The following is a 14,433-nucleotide window of genomic DNA, read 5'->3' on the forward strand; positions in this document are numbered from 1 at the left end:
GAAATCATGCCAGAAGTATATAATTGGCAATTAGGACGGAAGATGCTGTATCCGTATGAGGAACGGCATCCGAAGTGGCAGTTTGCCTTTGTGTTCAATATCAATCGGTGTTTGGCCTGTCAGACCTGTTCCATGGCCGACAAGTCGACTTGGTTGTTCTCCAAAGGCCAGGAATACATGTGGTGGAACAATGTGGAAACCAAGCCGTACGGGGGCTATCCACAGTTCTACGATGTGAAAATCACGCAGTTGATCGAGCAAGTCAATCCCGGCGGACAAGTCTGGAACGTCCGTGTGGGTCGCAAACACCATGCGCCCTATGGCGTGTTCGAAGGAATGACCATTTTCGATGCGGGTGCCAAAGTTGGGCAAGCGGCCATCGGCTACATTCCTACAGACCAAGAATGGCGGTTTGTGAATATTTATGAAGACACGGCGACGTCGATGCGGGCCATTGTCGAAGGCATTGATAAAACCGGGTTTACCAAAGAAGAACCCTGGAAAATGCAAGGCAGCAGCTTGCCGGAGCATGAAACCTACTTCTTCTATCTCCAACGGATTTGTAACCACTGTACGTATCCGGGCTGTTTAGCCGCCTGTCCAAGAAAGGCCATCTACAAGCGGCCTGAAGACGGGATCGTGTTGATCGACCAAAACCGGTGTCGTGGGTACAAGAAGTGCGTGGAGCAATGCCCATTCAAGAAGCCCATGTATCGTGGAACGACTCGGGTGACCGAGAAGTGCATTGCGTGTTACCCCCGGGTGGAGGGTAAAGATCCTCTCACGGGTGGGGAGCCGATGGAAACGCGATGTATGGCCGCGTGCGTGGGGAAGATTCGCTTACAGAACCTCGTCAAGATTGGCGAAGATGGGCTGTGGGCGGAAGATCGCTGGAACCCACTGTATTACACCATTCGGGTGGAACAAGTGGCGTTACCGTTGTATCCCCAATGGGGAACAGAGCCGAATGGGTTTTATATCCCACCCCGGCAAGCACCTCGGGGGTACATCCGGCAGATGTTTGGGCCGGGCGTGGATGCGGCGATTGAGAAGTATTTGGTGCCGAGCCGGGAATTGTTAGCGGTGCTCCAATTGTGGAGAGCCAGCCAACAAATCATCTTCCGGTATGACGTGATTCCTGGACCCCTCGTCTTCGAGACCCAGATTCATGGTCGACGGTTCCAGATGTATAACGACACGGTGTTGGGCTTCAACAAGTCCGGCAAAGAAGCGGTACGGCAGCAGGTGGAAGAGCCGATTTACATTCGGCCGGCCGAACGCGTCACCTGGTTGTAGGTCCAGGTGTAAAATGTTGGGGGAGAAGCGGCCGGCACAGGAGTTCCTGGCCGGCCGCTTCTTGTATTGTTGGTAGCGCTTTTGTGCGAAGACCGTGTATTTAATAATTTGTTAAGAACTTGGCGAATGAGTCCCATCCCGATACTGGTGAATTCATCAAATCGACTAATGAATTGAGATACTCGCCCACCATCATTCTGTCTTAAGGTGCCTTCCTTCTGCACTGATAGTGTCCTTGAATAAGCTACTGATTTCATTAGAGAATTCAGAAGATTCTACTCTTTCTTTTACAACGAGTGGCGGGTTTTTAGTTACCCAATCCAACCCATGGAGGTTCGCGGCTTCACTCATGCATTTCACCTGCTAAATTGAGCGGATGCGCACAGGTGTAAAGGAGTGAATTCGAACAGAATCGAGGACTACAATCAATGCAACTCTTTCGAAGGTCCCGAGCCTTTAAGGGGAATTCTCAATACTTACGTGAGTTTCCAAAGAGAACACACTGATAAATTAATTATGGAACGATTCTTGCACAGAAAAAGACGCGAAATGTTGGGAAATTCATGTTGGTCTGGTTTCAAGAGTTGGCCCCAGAGAAATAAAAAGGTTTAAATGTGCGGGGCTTAATGAGGTGATACTATGGAGTCAATGTGGGAATTAACTTTCATTGTAATCGTCATGGTTGTGGGCTTGGTGCTGATGGCCCTTTTTGGCTCAGGGATTTTCGCATAGGGGAAGGTAGGCAAAACAATTGGTCAGTGATCAACCATTCGTGTGAGAAGTCAAGAAAATCCCGAGCACGAATGGGATCCTGTTCATACAAAAAAGTGAAACCCATGGTGTTTCGCAAGGAATTGTCGACACCAATCCATTGAAACCGAAAAAATTTCCAATCCAAAGTGAAAAATTAGCTGAAGGAAAAATCGGCGAGCAGTTGTTAGGTAAAATCTTGGAGAACCATATATGTCTTTCGAAAAGAAAGATCTCTGGTCTCAACCGTTTTGAGAGGCCTTGATTTTGTAGTCTTTACCCATACCCAGGAGCGGTATCTTCATCGCGTCGTTCTTTGGCTTCCATCTTGATATGTTCCTCAATATTTTCGATGGCGTGGGCCTGATCAATTTCAAAAAGGTCTTGGGCTGTCAAATACCGAATGGCCGTCCCGCCGAGAATCTTCTGCTTTGGGGTCCCTTTTAGCTGTATTTTCGTCACAGCATCTGCACCAATAGCTAGAGCTTGTTGAAGAAGAATCTTGTGTAACTCTGCCCAATTGACTGAGGTTTTATCCTCGGGTTGGTGGGCTTCCAGTTCGTCCAAGGTTTCATAGGGCACATCGGGAAAATCATCCAAGACGGGGATGGACTGATTGGTTGTAGGATCTTCGGCCATCTGGACCGGAGTGGGGATGGGTTCTTTCTCCAGACGGGGAGCCCGGGCAGCATTCACATCAAAAGTTTTGAGACGCAAGGCGGCTAATGCCGCTTCATGCTCATTACTACTTTGCATGAGCCGCTTAAGTTTTTCCATGCGTTCCAGAGCTTCTTGAAGACTCATGCGAGCCCCTGTTTTTCGAAGGGCATTGACCGGCATATTGGAACTCCAGGCGTTAAAAGATGTCGATGTGGTATTGCAACATGAAAAAAGGTTGGGACTTATCAGGTCATACCTTTTCGACCATGGGCATTGATTAATCAGGATACCTCGCTACCCCTTGAAGATTTCTACCTATCCCCAAAACGAAATGTCAACTTAAGGACTCTGAGCAGAAAACGTGAATGGTTTTTCGAGGAAAAAATGAGCAGAACCGACTATGTGCCTATCACGGCGTCAATCGGCAGGCCCGGGCGATCCCATCTCTGTAGACCAACCAGAGTCGTAAGGATTTTCGCAAGGCCGTCAAAATGGTTTCTTGGTCCTGTCGAGTGGTGGTGTGATTGACGACCATATCATAGGCATCATGCCGATGTCCGTTTTCAACCAATTGATGGGCACGGCTTAAGTCCATATAGGCAGGGGAGAGACCGTGAAAGCGCACCAAGGGATGGCGTTTAATATGCGATTCGATTTCCCGTTTTGATCTTGCCTTGGAAGGATGGAGCAGTTCTTGCCGATCGTTGATGCTGCCTTCAACGAAAATGGTCATCACTGCTGTCCCCACTAGCCAAATTCGATTTAGTGTCGCCTGGTCGAGCCAGGTACGATAGCGACGGCTTGCGGGAAGCAGGGTTAAGTTGCCAAAAGCGCCGTTTTGAAATCCTAATCCCGCCATCATGGTCAAAAAGAGCTCGGGATGAGATTTCCCTAACGACAATTTTCCCGTATCCTCCTCAAAAATATTTTCCGCCAACTTTCGACGGACATCCATGGGTGGATTCGTTCCGTGAATGCGGGCTAACAAGACAGGGAAGTCTCGGACATAGACCCCATATTCCTGCTGAAAATGGATTTTGAGTTGGGCTTTTGAAATTGCGCTGCCTGCAAACTGTGGCCAAGCCCAATGATGTTTCTTGTCCATTACGGCCAACAACTGATTGCGGAATTGCGTGGGAGTTAACCTTTTTTGAGTCATAACTAGTTTGATGGTTTCCAGGTGATGTTTATTCAACTAATTCCAAAGCCGCTTTACTTAATATGTGCTTGAATACTTCGGTAGCCTTAGGATGAGACCAAAGTTTAAACAATCTTGGAGTCTCCTAAGAGCAAGTGATTGATTGAATAACTATCGTGGTCTAAATAGCAACAACCATCAATGTTTATGTGAGACATAGTGTAACAGAAATGAGGGAATAGTGCGTGATCCTGTGCTTTGGTCATGCTTATTCATCGGGAAACGCGGGAGGGAAAAATATTTTTAGATGGCTACCGCTTGCCGACAAATCTCAGCCCTCCAATAATATGGAGGTGAATTTTTTTAAGGATTATTGGTGCAGAGCCCTATTCTGGTATAAGTCACCATGATGACAAGCCAGGGAAATCCCCACATTTTTATCATTGGCATGTTGGCTCTTCTGTTTTTACCTTTGTCTTTTTATGGAAAGGCGGAAGGTCAGCAAGCTTCCATGTTGACGGGATTGGAAGACTGGCATTCTGTCCCAATCGTGACGGTAGGAGATCATCTTCCTTCTACAGATCCGAATGCGTTGGGCGGGCGATACCAGCCCGTGGGGAAAATGGATGGTCTAGGTGCCATGTTGTTGGATGAGCGAACCGTGCGGGTATTTGTCAATCATGAATTACGACGGGATGCCGGATATCCTTATCGATTGCGTAATGAAACACTCCTAACTGGGGCCCGAGTGAGCTTTGTCGACCTTGATCGAAAAACTCGGGTGGTCGTCAATAGCGGATTGGCGTTTGATTCAGTCATTGATCGCCAGGGAAAAAAGGTGACCAGTGCCAGCCAGATTAACCAGGCCAAGAACCAGATATTTGGTTTCTCCTTATTCTGCTCGGCGCAGCTGGTGGAAGCCGGACAGTTTGGGTTTGTGGACACGATTTTTTTTACGCACGAAGAGGTGCCTGATCCAATTGATCACCCGCATGGAGGTTCGTTGTGGGCGCTGGATGTGGCATCTCAAAGGCTCTACGCTGTTCCCGCTGCTGGCCGTATGGCCTGGGAGAACACGGCCCCCTTATCCATTGGCGGAGAACGCGTCGCTTTCCTTATCGGCGATGATGCACACCCACAATCAACAGAGCCTCATGCGTTTGGTCAAGCGGCAACGAGCCAGACTTCTCCCAGCCATGTGGTAACGGCTCCTTTGTGGTTATTCATCGGCAAAAAAAATGCCTCGCTCTTTGAAATTCGAGAGAGGCTTTCCTTCAGTGTTAATGCTCCGCGCACTGACTTTCTCAATCGAAACGGGTTATTGATCGGCGACCTCTATTACTTTACCTCGAATGATGGAAGAACCACCATTGACACATTTCACTCAACGGGAGAGAAGCTATCCGGAAAATGGATCAAACTGGCGGTTCAGGATTCGGCTCAAGCGGGGCAGCCGGGATATGATGAATGGGGATATAAAAATGGGTTGACGCTTCGTCGAGAAGCCAAGGCTGGTGGCGCTTTTCAATTTTCTCGTCCGGAAGATGTGAGCACGCATCCTCGCATTGGAACGCGTGCGGTCTTGGCGTCCACCGGTCGAGATACCGTATTCTCTCATGATGCCTGGGGGGCCCTATATCAAGTTGATGTGGATTTCGACTCAATGTCGGGCTTGCTCACGATTCTCTATGATGGTGATGACGCTGGTGGAGGGCAAGTTCCTGGTTCCGATTATGGCATTCGAAATCCTGATAACCTAGACTGGGCTGACGATGGGTTTATCTATGTGCAAGAAGATATGGCGAAAAGTTTACCTCCCTGGTTTGGAGGGCAGTCTCATGAGGAGGCCTCGGTTTGGCAGTTAGATCCGTTGAAGGGCACCATTCAAAGAGTGGCGAGAATGAATCGATCAATTGGATTCCAGCAAGGTGAGACAGAGAGTTCCCCCGAGGTTGTCGGGGCGTGGGAATCCTCAGGTATTCTAGATGTGACTCATCTTTTTGAGCCCAATCCTGGAGAGAAGCTATTTTTGTCGACCATTCAGGCACATTCGGTTCAAGATGGATTAATCGCCAAGGCCAATTTGTTTGAGGGCGGTCAGCTAGTGTGGTTGATTGAGAATGGCTATTAAACGCATGAGAAGGTGTTTGTGGATATTTATATTATTGGGATTGGTGATTGACCCCTTTACTTCCTCTGCCCTCCAAGACAGTACTACTCCTCCGCCGGAATTAGAAAATCATCTTCAAGCCATTGCCAAACTAGCGCAACCGTCGCCCATGATTCACATTCCGGAAGGCCGCTTTCTTATGGGAACCGTGCGAAAGGATGATGATCCTTTTGGGTTGGAAACTCAGTATGACGACACAGAATTTCCCCAGCGACAAATCTGGCTTGATGCCTACTTGATCGATCGCGATGAGGTCAGTATGGCAGAGTATTTGGCGTTTTTGAACCAACAAAGCCTTCCAGTGCCGGATAAACTTCGCCACCTCATTTGGCATTTAATCGATGTCCATGCACTTCCAGATTATGTCATGGCGCGATGGCCAGCCATGTACATGGATTGGAAAGAGGCTGATCAATTTTGCAAAATCCACCATAAACGATTACCCACCGAAGCCGAATGGGAAAAAGCCGCCCGCGGGACGGAGGGAAATTTATTTCCCTGGGGCAGCCAAGTCCCTAATGCGGATTTGGCTGTCTCGGGCTTGTATCATGTGCATCAAATACCCCTCGTGGCAGCCGTAGATAGTTTTGAGGAGGGCCGCAGTCCCTATGGTCTAAGTCATATGGCGGGTAATGTGCGGGAATGGGTGAATGATTGGTTCGGTCCAGATTATTATCCGCATATGCCTGAACGAAATCCTCAAGGTCCGGAGGTTGGGCGATATAAAAGTGTACGAGGGGGATCGTGGCGGAGTCGATCTCAGCTCCTTCGAACCGCAACCCGTAATGGTGCCATACCAACAAAACGGTCACCGAATGTCGGGTTTCGTTGTGCCCAGTCCGTGAATGATAAATAGCCCCTTTCCCATTCCCATTAGGCATTCTTTCAACCTTCGTACAACGTTCCTTCTTCATCGATTGAAGTGAAAGCTGCTAAATCACCAGGGAATTGCTATGATACGGAGTCGTTAAGTAGGGATCCCTATATTTTGACCTAGCGTACATATTAAGCTCCAGTTCTCTTAAACGTGAAAATTCCCAAATAATCCTAAGGAACCATACCATGGCGTTGCACGTCGCACTCAATCATCAAACCCATTACATCTATGATCGTCGGGTTTCCATGGGCCCTCAGGTCATTCGTTTAAGACCAGCCCCTCATAGTCGCACCCCGATAGTGAGTTACGCCTTAAAAATAGAACCCAAGGGGTACTTTTTGAATTGGCAACAAGATCCACATGGCAACTATCTCGCGCGGGTGGTGTTCCCGAACCCAGTAAAAGAATTCCACATTGAAGTCGATTTGGTGGCCGACATGGTCGTTCATAACCCCTTTGACTTTTTTCTTGAGCCGCATGCGGAAACTGTACCTTTTGAGTACGATGAGGTCTTAGAAAAGGACTTGCGCGCCTACCTAGAAACCAGTGCGTCTGGTCCCAAAGTAGACGCATGGGTGCGCCAATGGAAATCTATCTCGGAAGAGCGGACCGTCGATTTCCTCGTTCGCCTCAATCAAGCGCTTCAATCGCAAATTCAATATATCGTTCGGATGGAACCCGGCGTCCAAACGCCGGACGAAACCTTGATGCTGGGAAATGGCTCTTGTCGTGATTCTGGCTGGCTGTTGGTGCAAATTCTGAGACAGCTGGGGTTTGCTGCCCGTTTCGTTTCCGGATACTTAATTCAACTTACTCCCGACGAAAAATCATTGGATGGTCCTGCTGGTCCCGAACAAGATTTTACGGATCTCCATGCCTGGGCTGAAGCGTATTTGCCAGGTGCCGGGTGGATTGGAATGGATCCGACGTCAGGTCTGTTGGCTGGCGAAGGACACATTCCCTTGGCGGCCACTCCGCACCCTGGGAGCGCAGCCCCACTGAGTGGAGATGTGGAGCCATGCACGACAGACTTCTCCTACGCCATGAGCGTGCAGCGAATTTTAGAAACGCCTCGTGTGACCAAGCCGTATTCAGCAGAGCAATGGCATGCGATCAATCAATGTGGCCAACAGCTGGAACAAGAATTAGTAGCGAATGATGTACGGATCACGATTGGCGGGGAGCCAACATTTGTGGCCATGGATTTCCCGGATGCCGCGGAATGGAATACCGAGGCTATGGGGCCTACGAAACGGAAGTTGGCCACGGATCTTATTTTCAAATTGCGGGATCGGTTCGCGCCAGGGGGCTTGGTTCATTTTGGTCAAGGGAAATGGTACCCCGGAGAACAACTGCCGCGTTGGGCGTTTGCTTTGTATTGGCGAGAAGACGGCATCCCTCTGTGGAAGGATGAAACTCTGATTGCTGGCATGCGGGCTCCTGGACGTGGGACGCTAAAGGAAGCGGAAATGTTGATTGAGGGTATTGCTCGCCGAGTGGAAGTGACGTCCGAAGCAATTACTCCGGCGTATGAAGATCCCTGGCATTTCCTTAAAGAAGAACGAAAACTTCCAGAGAATCTTGATCCTGCTACCAATAAACTGGATGACCCCATGGCGCGTACCCGCCTGGCCCAAGTCTTTGAACGAGGATTAGGTAAGCCCAAAGGATTTGTGTTGCCTATTCAGCGATGGAATGCGCGGGATGGCAGCCGTCGGTGGCATTCCCAGCCATGGAGCACTCGGTCGAAGCATCTATTTTTGGTTCCCGGAGATTCGCCAATTGGGTTTCGATTGCCGTACTCTTCCTTGCCGCATTTAGATCCCAGGGAGTATCCCTATATTGTCCCCACTGATCCCTTTGAGGAACGAGGCCAATTGCCTGAGGTTGAACCCAAACGTCAACCGTTCTTGCGCGGTAGCCAGGGACAAGGAGAATTTCCTCAACAGGTGATGGGTCAAACAGGCAAGGATGGTTCTGGTCAACCAGTGCGTGCCGCATTAACGGTGGAGTCCCGCGACGACCAGTTGTGGGTATTTCTCCCACCTGTGGAAATGGTGGAAGATTATTTGGACTTAGTGGCTGCGATTGAAGATACAGCCGCGGAAATGCATCACCCTGTGCACCTCGAAGGATATACCCCTCCTCATGATCCACGAATTAAAGTCCTTAAAGTGACTCCGGACCCTGGCGTGTTAGAAGTGAATGTGCAGCCCGCCGGGAGCTGGTCGGAAATGGTGGACATCACCATGGGGCTGTACGAAGATGCCAAGGCGAGCCGTTTGGAAACCGAAAAATTCATGCTAGACGGCCGTCATATCGGAACGTGTGGTGGCAATCATATGGTGTTAGGGGGGGCGACTCCGAAAGACAGTCCGTTTTTGCGTCGACCAGATTTGCTACGAAGTTTGGTTGCATTTTGGCAGCGGCATCCTGCCTTATCCTATGTGTTCTCCGGATTGTTTATCGGACCCACCAGTCAAGCTCCTCGAATTGATGAAGCGCGTCATGATTCTCTGCATGAATTAGAGTTGGCCTTTCAGCAAGTGCCTTTGCCGGGGAATGGGGCAAGGCCTCCCGCGCCGTGGCTTGTGGATCGCCTGTTTCGGAATCTTTTGACGGATGTCACTGGCAATACACATCGAACAGAAATCTGCATCGATAAGCTATATTCACCCGATGGTCCTACCGGACGTTTAGGGTTGGTGGAATTTCGCGCGTTTGAAATGCCGCCCCATGCGCACATGAGTCTCGTTCAACAATTATTACTGTTGGCGATTGCCGCTAGGTTTTGGAAACAACCGGATGAAGGGAAGTTGGTTCGTTGGGGAACGCAATTACATGACCGGTTTATGTTGCCTCATTTTTTAGAGGAAGATCTCTGGGATGTGCTCGATGACTTGAACCAGCAGGGCTATCCTATCGAAAAAGAATGGTTTGCCCCACATTTGGAATTCCGATTTCCTTCCTATGGCGAGGTATCTCATGGCAGCCTGAAGTTGGAATTACGACTTGCGTTGGAACCCTGGCATGTTCTAGGGGAAGAAGGCGCTCCCGGTGGAACCGTGCGTTATGTGGATTCGTCTGTCGAACGAGTCCAGGTGAGAGTCTCGGGAATCACGGATTCTCGGTATGTGGTGGCTTGTAATGGACATCGAGTTCCATTGATTTCCACGGGAAGGCAAGGGGAGGCCGTGGGAGCCGTGCGGTATCGAGCCTGGCAGCCTCCGACCTGTCTGCATCCCACGATTGGAGTTCATTCCCCTTTGGTGTTTGATGTATATGACACATGGTCGCAACGCGCGGTAGCAGGCTGTACGTATCATGTGGCGCATCCAGGCGGGCGAAATTTTGAGGACTATCCAATCAATGCCTACGCCGCTGAAAGCCGCCGTCTGTCTAGATTTTTTCCATTTGGGCATACCGGTGGGTCCTATGCTGAACCTCAGGATGAAACACGGCCAGAATTTCCCTGTACGTTGGATTTACGGTGGACATCGAGTGGTGGGTGACATGGTTTATTACTTAGGCTGTTATGGGAGTTTCGCACGGTCATGAAATTTTACAAGGTTGCCACCCATGAGTAGTATGAATTCTTCCCCTTTGCAAGATGAAGTTAGTTCAAAACCTTTGTCTATGAATACCTATCTTCCAAATCCGGACGTTTTTGATGAGCTTGTAAGTTCTGATGGACAGATTCGCCCTCATTGGCAAGATCTCTTGAACCACTTTAGTTCGTTGACTGAACTAGAAGTTCGTCATGCCCGGGAAACGGCGGCCCGCATTCTTCATGAAAACGGGGTGACGTATCTGGCGCAGGATGGAACGCAGAAAACGGGACGACCGTGGCAGTTGGATTTATTTCCGTTATTAATCAACCCGACCGAATGGAAATTCTTAGAAGAAGGACTCATTCAGCGCGCGCATGTGTTGAATAATATTCTCGTCGATTTGTACGGGCTTCAGCGGCTCATTAAGGAAAAAAAGATCCCTGCTGCGTTGGTCTACGGAAACCCACAGTTTCTACCGGCCTGCCATGGGAATCCAGTTCAAAACGGAACTTACCTACATTTTCTGGCGTTTGATTTGGCGAGATCTCCCAGTGGACAGTGGTGGGTATTGCGGGACAAGGCCGAAGCGCCTTCGGGGGTTGGCTATGCCCTGGAAAATCGGTTAGTTGTTTCCCGGTCCATGCCGACGTTGTTATCTCAACAAGCGATCCAACCGTTGAGTTCCTTTTTCCAGTCCTTCAGCGAGGACTTTTTACAAATGTCGAATCGAGAGGATCCAAGAGCCGTGGTGTTGGCTCCTGGGCCTCAGCACGCGGTGTATTTTGAACATGCCTACCTCGCGCGGTTTTTGGGGTATCCCTTAGTCGAGGGCTCGGATCTTACGGTTCGTGACGATCGGTTGTTTCTCAAAACCGTGGAAGGGTTAAAGTCAATCGATTTGGTGTTGCGCCGGATTCATTCGGATTTCTGCGACCCACTGGAGCTAAAGACGAATTCGGCGTTGGGTGTTCCTGGGTTGCTTCAAGCGGTCCATGCTGGTCATGTCACTATAGCGAATGCCTTGGGTAGTGGGTTGGTGGAAAGTGAAGCCTTGTTGAGTTTTCTTCCTGGCCTTTCTCAGTCCCTAATAGGTGAAGAACTGAAAATCCCGAGTGTGGCGACCTGGTGGTGTGGACAGGAAAAGGAGCGACAATATGTCTTGGACAATCTAGACCGTTTACTGATTCGCAAGGTGTTGGCGCAGAGCGAAGGGGGTGTGCATCAGCACACGTCTTATATTGGCCCTGATTTGTCCTCGGATAAATTGAGTGAATTGCGACAGGCAATTCATCGCAAGGGATTTCAATTTGTCGGACGCGAAATCGTGTCTCCCTCGACGACCCCTTTCTGGTCGGACCAGCATACCTTCACCCCAGTCCCCATGACATTGCGGGTGTATTTGACGGCCACGGCCAATGGGTATCGGATCATGCCAGGTGGACTTGCCCGCGTGTCGGTGAAGTCTGATCCCCGAGGGCATTGGCATGAACCCGGAGACTTTAGTAAAGATGTGTGGGTTCTCCGGAACGATCCGTTGGAAAAATCTTCGGTGGTGGTACAACCCCATTTGGCTGTTCAATTAAAAAGGGGCGGCCGTGATTTGCCGAGCCGCACCGCCGATAATGTGTTTTGGTTTGGGCGATATGTCGAACGAGCTGAGGGGGCGGTCCGGTTGTTGAGAAGTCTCGTCTCTCGAATCAGCGGGGAAGCAGGATTAAGCCCGGATTCAGAAATTGTGCGACGATTGATTTCGTTGCTGTTGTTTAAAGAGCAAGTGTCCCAACGAAAAGCTAAGCGGGCACTGGAGGGTGGACCGCTAGTCGTGAGGCGGGAATTATGGGCCTTGCTGTTTGACCTGGATTCCCCCGATGGCCTCTCGCAAGTGTTGGGCAATGTCCATCGTACGGCTGAGCCATTGCGACACCGATTGTCGTTGGATACGTGGCAGATTCTCATGGAGTTGGCCACCATCCCGCGAACCTGGAGTCAACGCCATGGCCAAAGTTTAGATGAAGCGCTTCGCCTCCTGAGCCGTATGGTCCATCATTTGGCTGCACTCAATGGCATGATCCTGGAAAATATGACGCGCAGTTATGCTTGGCGGTTTCTGGATATGGGGCGGCGATTGGAACGGATGCGCGATACCACCAAACTGATTCGGCATCTTTCCACACGAGGAAATTCCGAAACGACGGAGGCCTTGAGTCTCTTGTTGGAATTAGCCGATGGATCGTTGACCTATCGGACGCGGTACCGGTCTGAGCCGAATCTCGCCTCGGTGATGGATTTGTTGTTGATCGATGATACCAACCCTCGGTCAGTGCTTTTTCAATTGTTGAATGTCGAGGAACATCTGCATGCGTTGCCCCGCGATAGTTCACAAGCCACATTGCCGCCGGCGGAACGTTTGGTGACTCGGATGATTGCGGACCTTCGTTTGGCGGATGTGATGGTCTTGGTGCAAGGTCATAAGAGTGGAGTCAGGGGAGGATTGGATCGTACCGTTAGAAATTTGGAGAGCGGGGTGCATGAGTTATCGGATATCGTCGCTTTGACCTACTTTAGTCATGCCTTGCCCCAACAAATTTCCGGTCCTCATTGGTTGAAGGCCATGTCATGAAATTTTCCATCAACCATCGAACTACCTTCAGCTATTCCCAACCTGTGTCCATTTCCCATCATGTATTACATCTGACGCCGCGGGCCCTTCCCTATCAGTTTTGTGAGCGGTCAGGAGTGATCATCGATCCGGCTCCGTCCGTGCGATCAGAAAGCCTGGATTATTTCGGTAATCCCGTCACGCATCTGACGGTTCAAGTTCCGCATCCCAAACTGGAGGTCCATGCCAACGCCCAAGTCGACGTGACCACTCCCGTCCTGCCCGAGCTGGATCAAAGTCCGGCATGGGAAGAGGTGCGGCGGCAGGTTGAGGAAGCTGAGGACTTTGAACGTCGGGATGCCTATCAATTTACATTTGACTCCCCGTATATCCTCGGGAACGAAGAAACCTTTGAGTTGGGGAAAGAATGTTTTCCGCCTGGGCGGCCATTCCTCTCAGGGGTGATGGAATTAACCACTCGAATTTTCCAAGATTTCACGTATGAAGGGGGCGTGACGGATGTCTCCACGCCGATCAAGGAAATCCTGAAAACACGGAAAGGAGTATGTCAGGATTTTGCACATTTGCAAATCGCTTGCTTAAGAAGTTTGGGGCTTCCGGCCCGATATGTCAGTGGCTACTTGCTGACTCATCCACCGGAAGGCAAAGAAAAATTGGTAGGGTCGGATGCCTCGCATGCCTGGCTGTCTACCTGGTGTCCCGGCATCGGTTGGGTGGATTTTGATCCGACCAACAATCTCATTCCTAGAGGTGAACACATTACCTTGGCTTGGGGGCGGGATTATGGAGATGTCAGCCCCATCAATGGATTCATGATCGGCGGTGGGGAGCATACCTTAGCCGTGGCCGTCGATGTGGCGCCCCTTGATGGGAACTAACACCTCTCTTCTTTTGGTTCTCTATAAATGATTCTTCCACAGCCGTTCCATCTGCAAATACATGAAGGAAGCGGTCCAGGTAATCATCACGAGTCCGGTTAAGGCTTCCATTCCGGTGACAAATCGCAGCGGTCCACTTGGGGTAATGTCACCGAAACCCAAGGTCGTGTAGGTTACATAAGAATAATACCCACATTCCTGGATATCATGAGCAAATTCTCCGCCAAGGGTTCCGGCCTGTCCTGATTGAATCAGCACATAGTAGCCCATTGCAAACAGCCAAATCTCTACTACATGAGCCATCAGCGCACCGATAACACCAAAGGCAACCAATCGCCGAGGCCGCATTTTCACCTGGCCCATAAGCTTAGCGATGGTATAGAGCGCTTCATAGTGGATTACGACGGAAAGACCCACTAAAAGAATGGTCATGAGCAGGGCGAGGAATATGGCAATACCTGTATGTTTTCTAAAATGGATAGTTGGTGACGAT

Annotated in this window: 9 protein-coding genes; 6 read left to right on the forward strand and 3 right to left on the reverse strand. The window is 50.0% G+C overall.

From position 1 onward, the window contains the following. Window positions 1-6: 6 nt before the first annotated feature. On the forward strand, window positions 7-1,296 hold the full coding sequence (locus PPG34_RS12735; RefSeq protein ID WP_313832868.1) for a 4Fe-4S dicluster domain-containing protein: 1,290 nt from the start codon (window positions 7-9) through the stop codon (window positions 1,294-1,296). A 1,026-nt stretch (window positions 1,297-2,322) separates the two neighbouring features. On the opposite strand, the gene PPG34_RS12740 is transcribed toward PPG34_RS12735, so the two are convergent. Further along, a complete protein-coding gene (locus PPG34_RS12740) occupies window positions 2,323-2,886 on the reverse strand; it encodes a hypothetical protein (protein WP_313833740.1) in 564 nt (187 codons plus the stop codon). A 229-nt stretch (window positions 2,887-3,115) separates the two neighbouring features. Next, window positions 3,116-3,865, reverse strand: coding sequence for an iron-containing redox enzyme family protein (locus PPG34_RS12745; protein ID WP_313833741.1), 750 nt, complete (start codon window positions 3,863-3,865; stop codon window positions 3,116-3,118). A 385-nt stretch (window positions 3,866-4,250) separates the two neighbouring features. Here PPG34_RS12745 and PPG34_RS12750 point away from each other — a divergent pair, with 385 nt between their 5' ends. The 5 genes from PPG34_RS12750 to PPG34_RS12770 all read left to right on the forward strand — a co-directional run bounded on the left by PPG34_RS12750 (window position 4,251) and on the right by PPG34_RS12770 (window position 13,940). Further along, a complete protein-coding gene (locus tag PPG34_RS12750; protein WP_313833742.1) occupies window positions 4,251-5,975 on the forward strand; it encodes a PhoX family protein in 1,725 nt (574 codons plus the stop codon). Next, the gene (locus PPG34_RS12755; RefSeq protein WP_313833744.1) at window positions 5,965-6,870 is read left to right on the forward strand and encodes a formylglycine-generating enzyme family protein; all 906 of its coding nucleotides are present in this window, start codon (window positions 5,965-5,967) and stop codon (window positions 6,868-6,870) included. The genes PPG34_RS12750 and PPG34_RS12755 overlap by 11 nt, the downstream gene beginning before the upstream one ends. Window positions 6,871-7,076: 206 nt before the next feature. Beyond that, window positions 7,077-10,403: a transglutaminase family protein gene (locus PPG34_RS12760; protein ID WP_313833746.1), complete on the forward strand. Its 3,327-nt coding sequence runs from the start codon at window positions 7,077-7,079 to the stop codon at window positions 10,401-10,403. A 67-nt stretch (window positions 10,404-10,470) separates the two neighbouring features. Next, window positions 10,471-13,062: a circularly permuted type 2 ATP-grasp protein gene (locus PPG34_RS12765; RefSeq protein WP_313833747.1), complete on the forward strand. Its 2,592-nt coding sequence runs from the start codon at window positions 10,471-10,473 to the stop codon at window positions 13,060-13,062. Continuing rightward, entirely contained in the window at window positions 13,059-13,940 is an 882-nt protein-coding gene (locus PPG34_RS12770) for a transglutaminase family protein (protein ID WP_313833748.1), read from the forward strand. Before PPG34_RS12765 ends, PPG34_RS12770 begins: the two co-directional genes overlap by 4 nt. Before the next feature lie 21 nt (window positions 13,941-13,961). Here the strand turns inward: PPG34_RS12770 and PPG34_RS12775 are convergent, their stop codons facing one another. Further along, complete coding sequence (locus PPG34_RS12775) at window positions 13,962-14,372, reverse strand: potassium channel family protein (RefSeq protein ID WP_313833750.1); 411 nt, start codon at window positions 14,370-14,372, stop codon at window positions 13,962-13,964. Window positions 14,373-14,433 lie beyond the last annotated feature (61 nt).

This window comes from Candidatus Nitronereus thalassa (genome assembly GCF_032191465.1).
Lineage (GTDB): Bacteria > Nitrospirota > Nitrospiria > Nitrospirales > UBA8639 > Nitronereus > Nitronereus thalassa.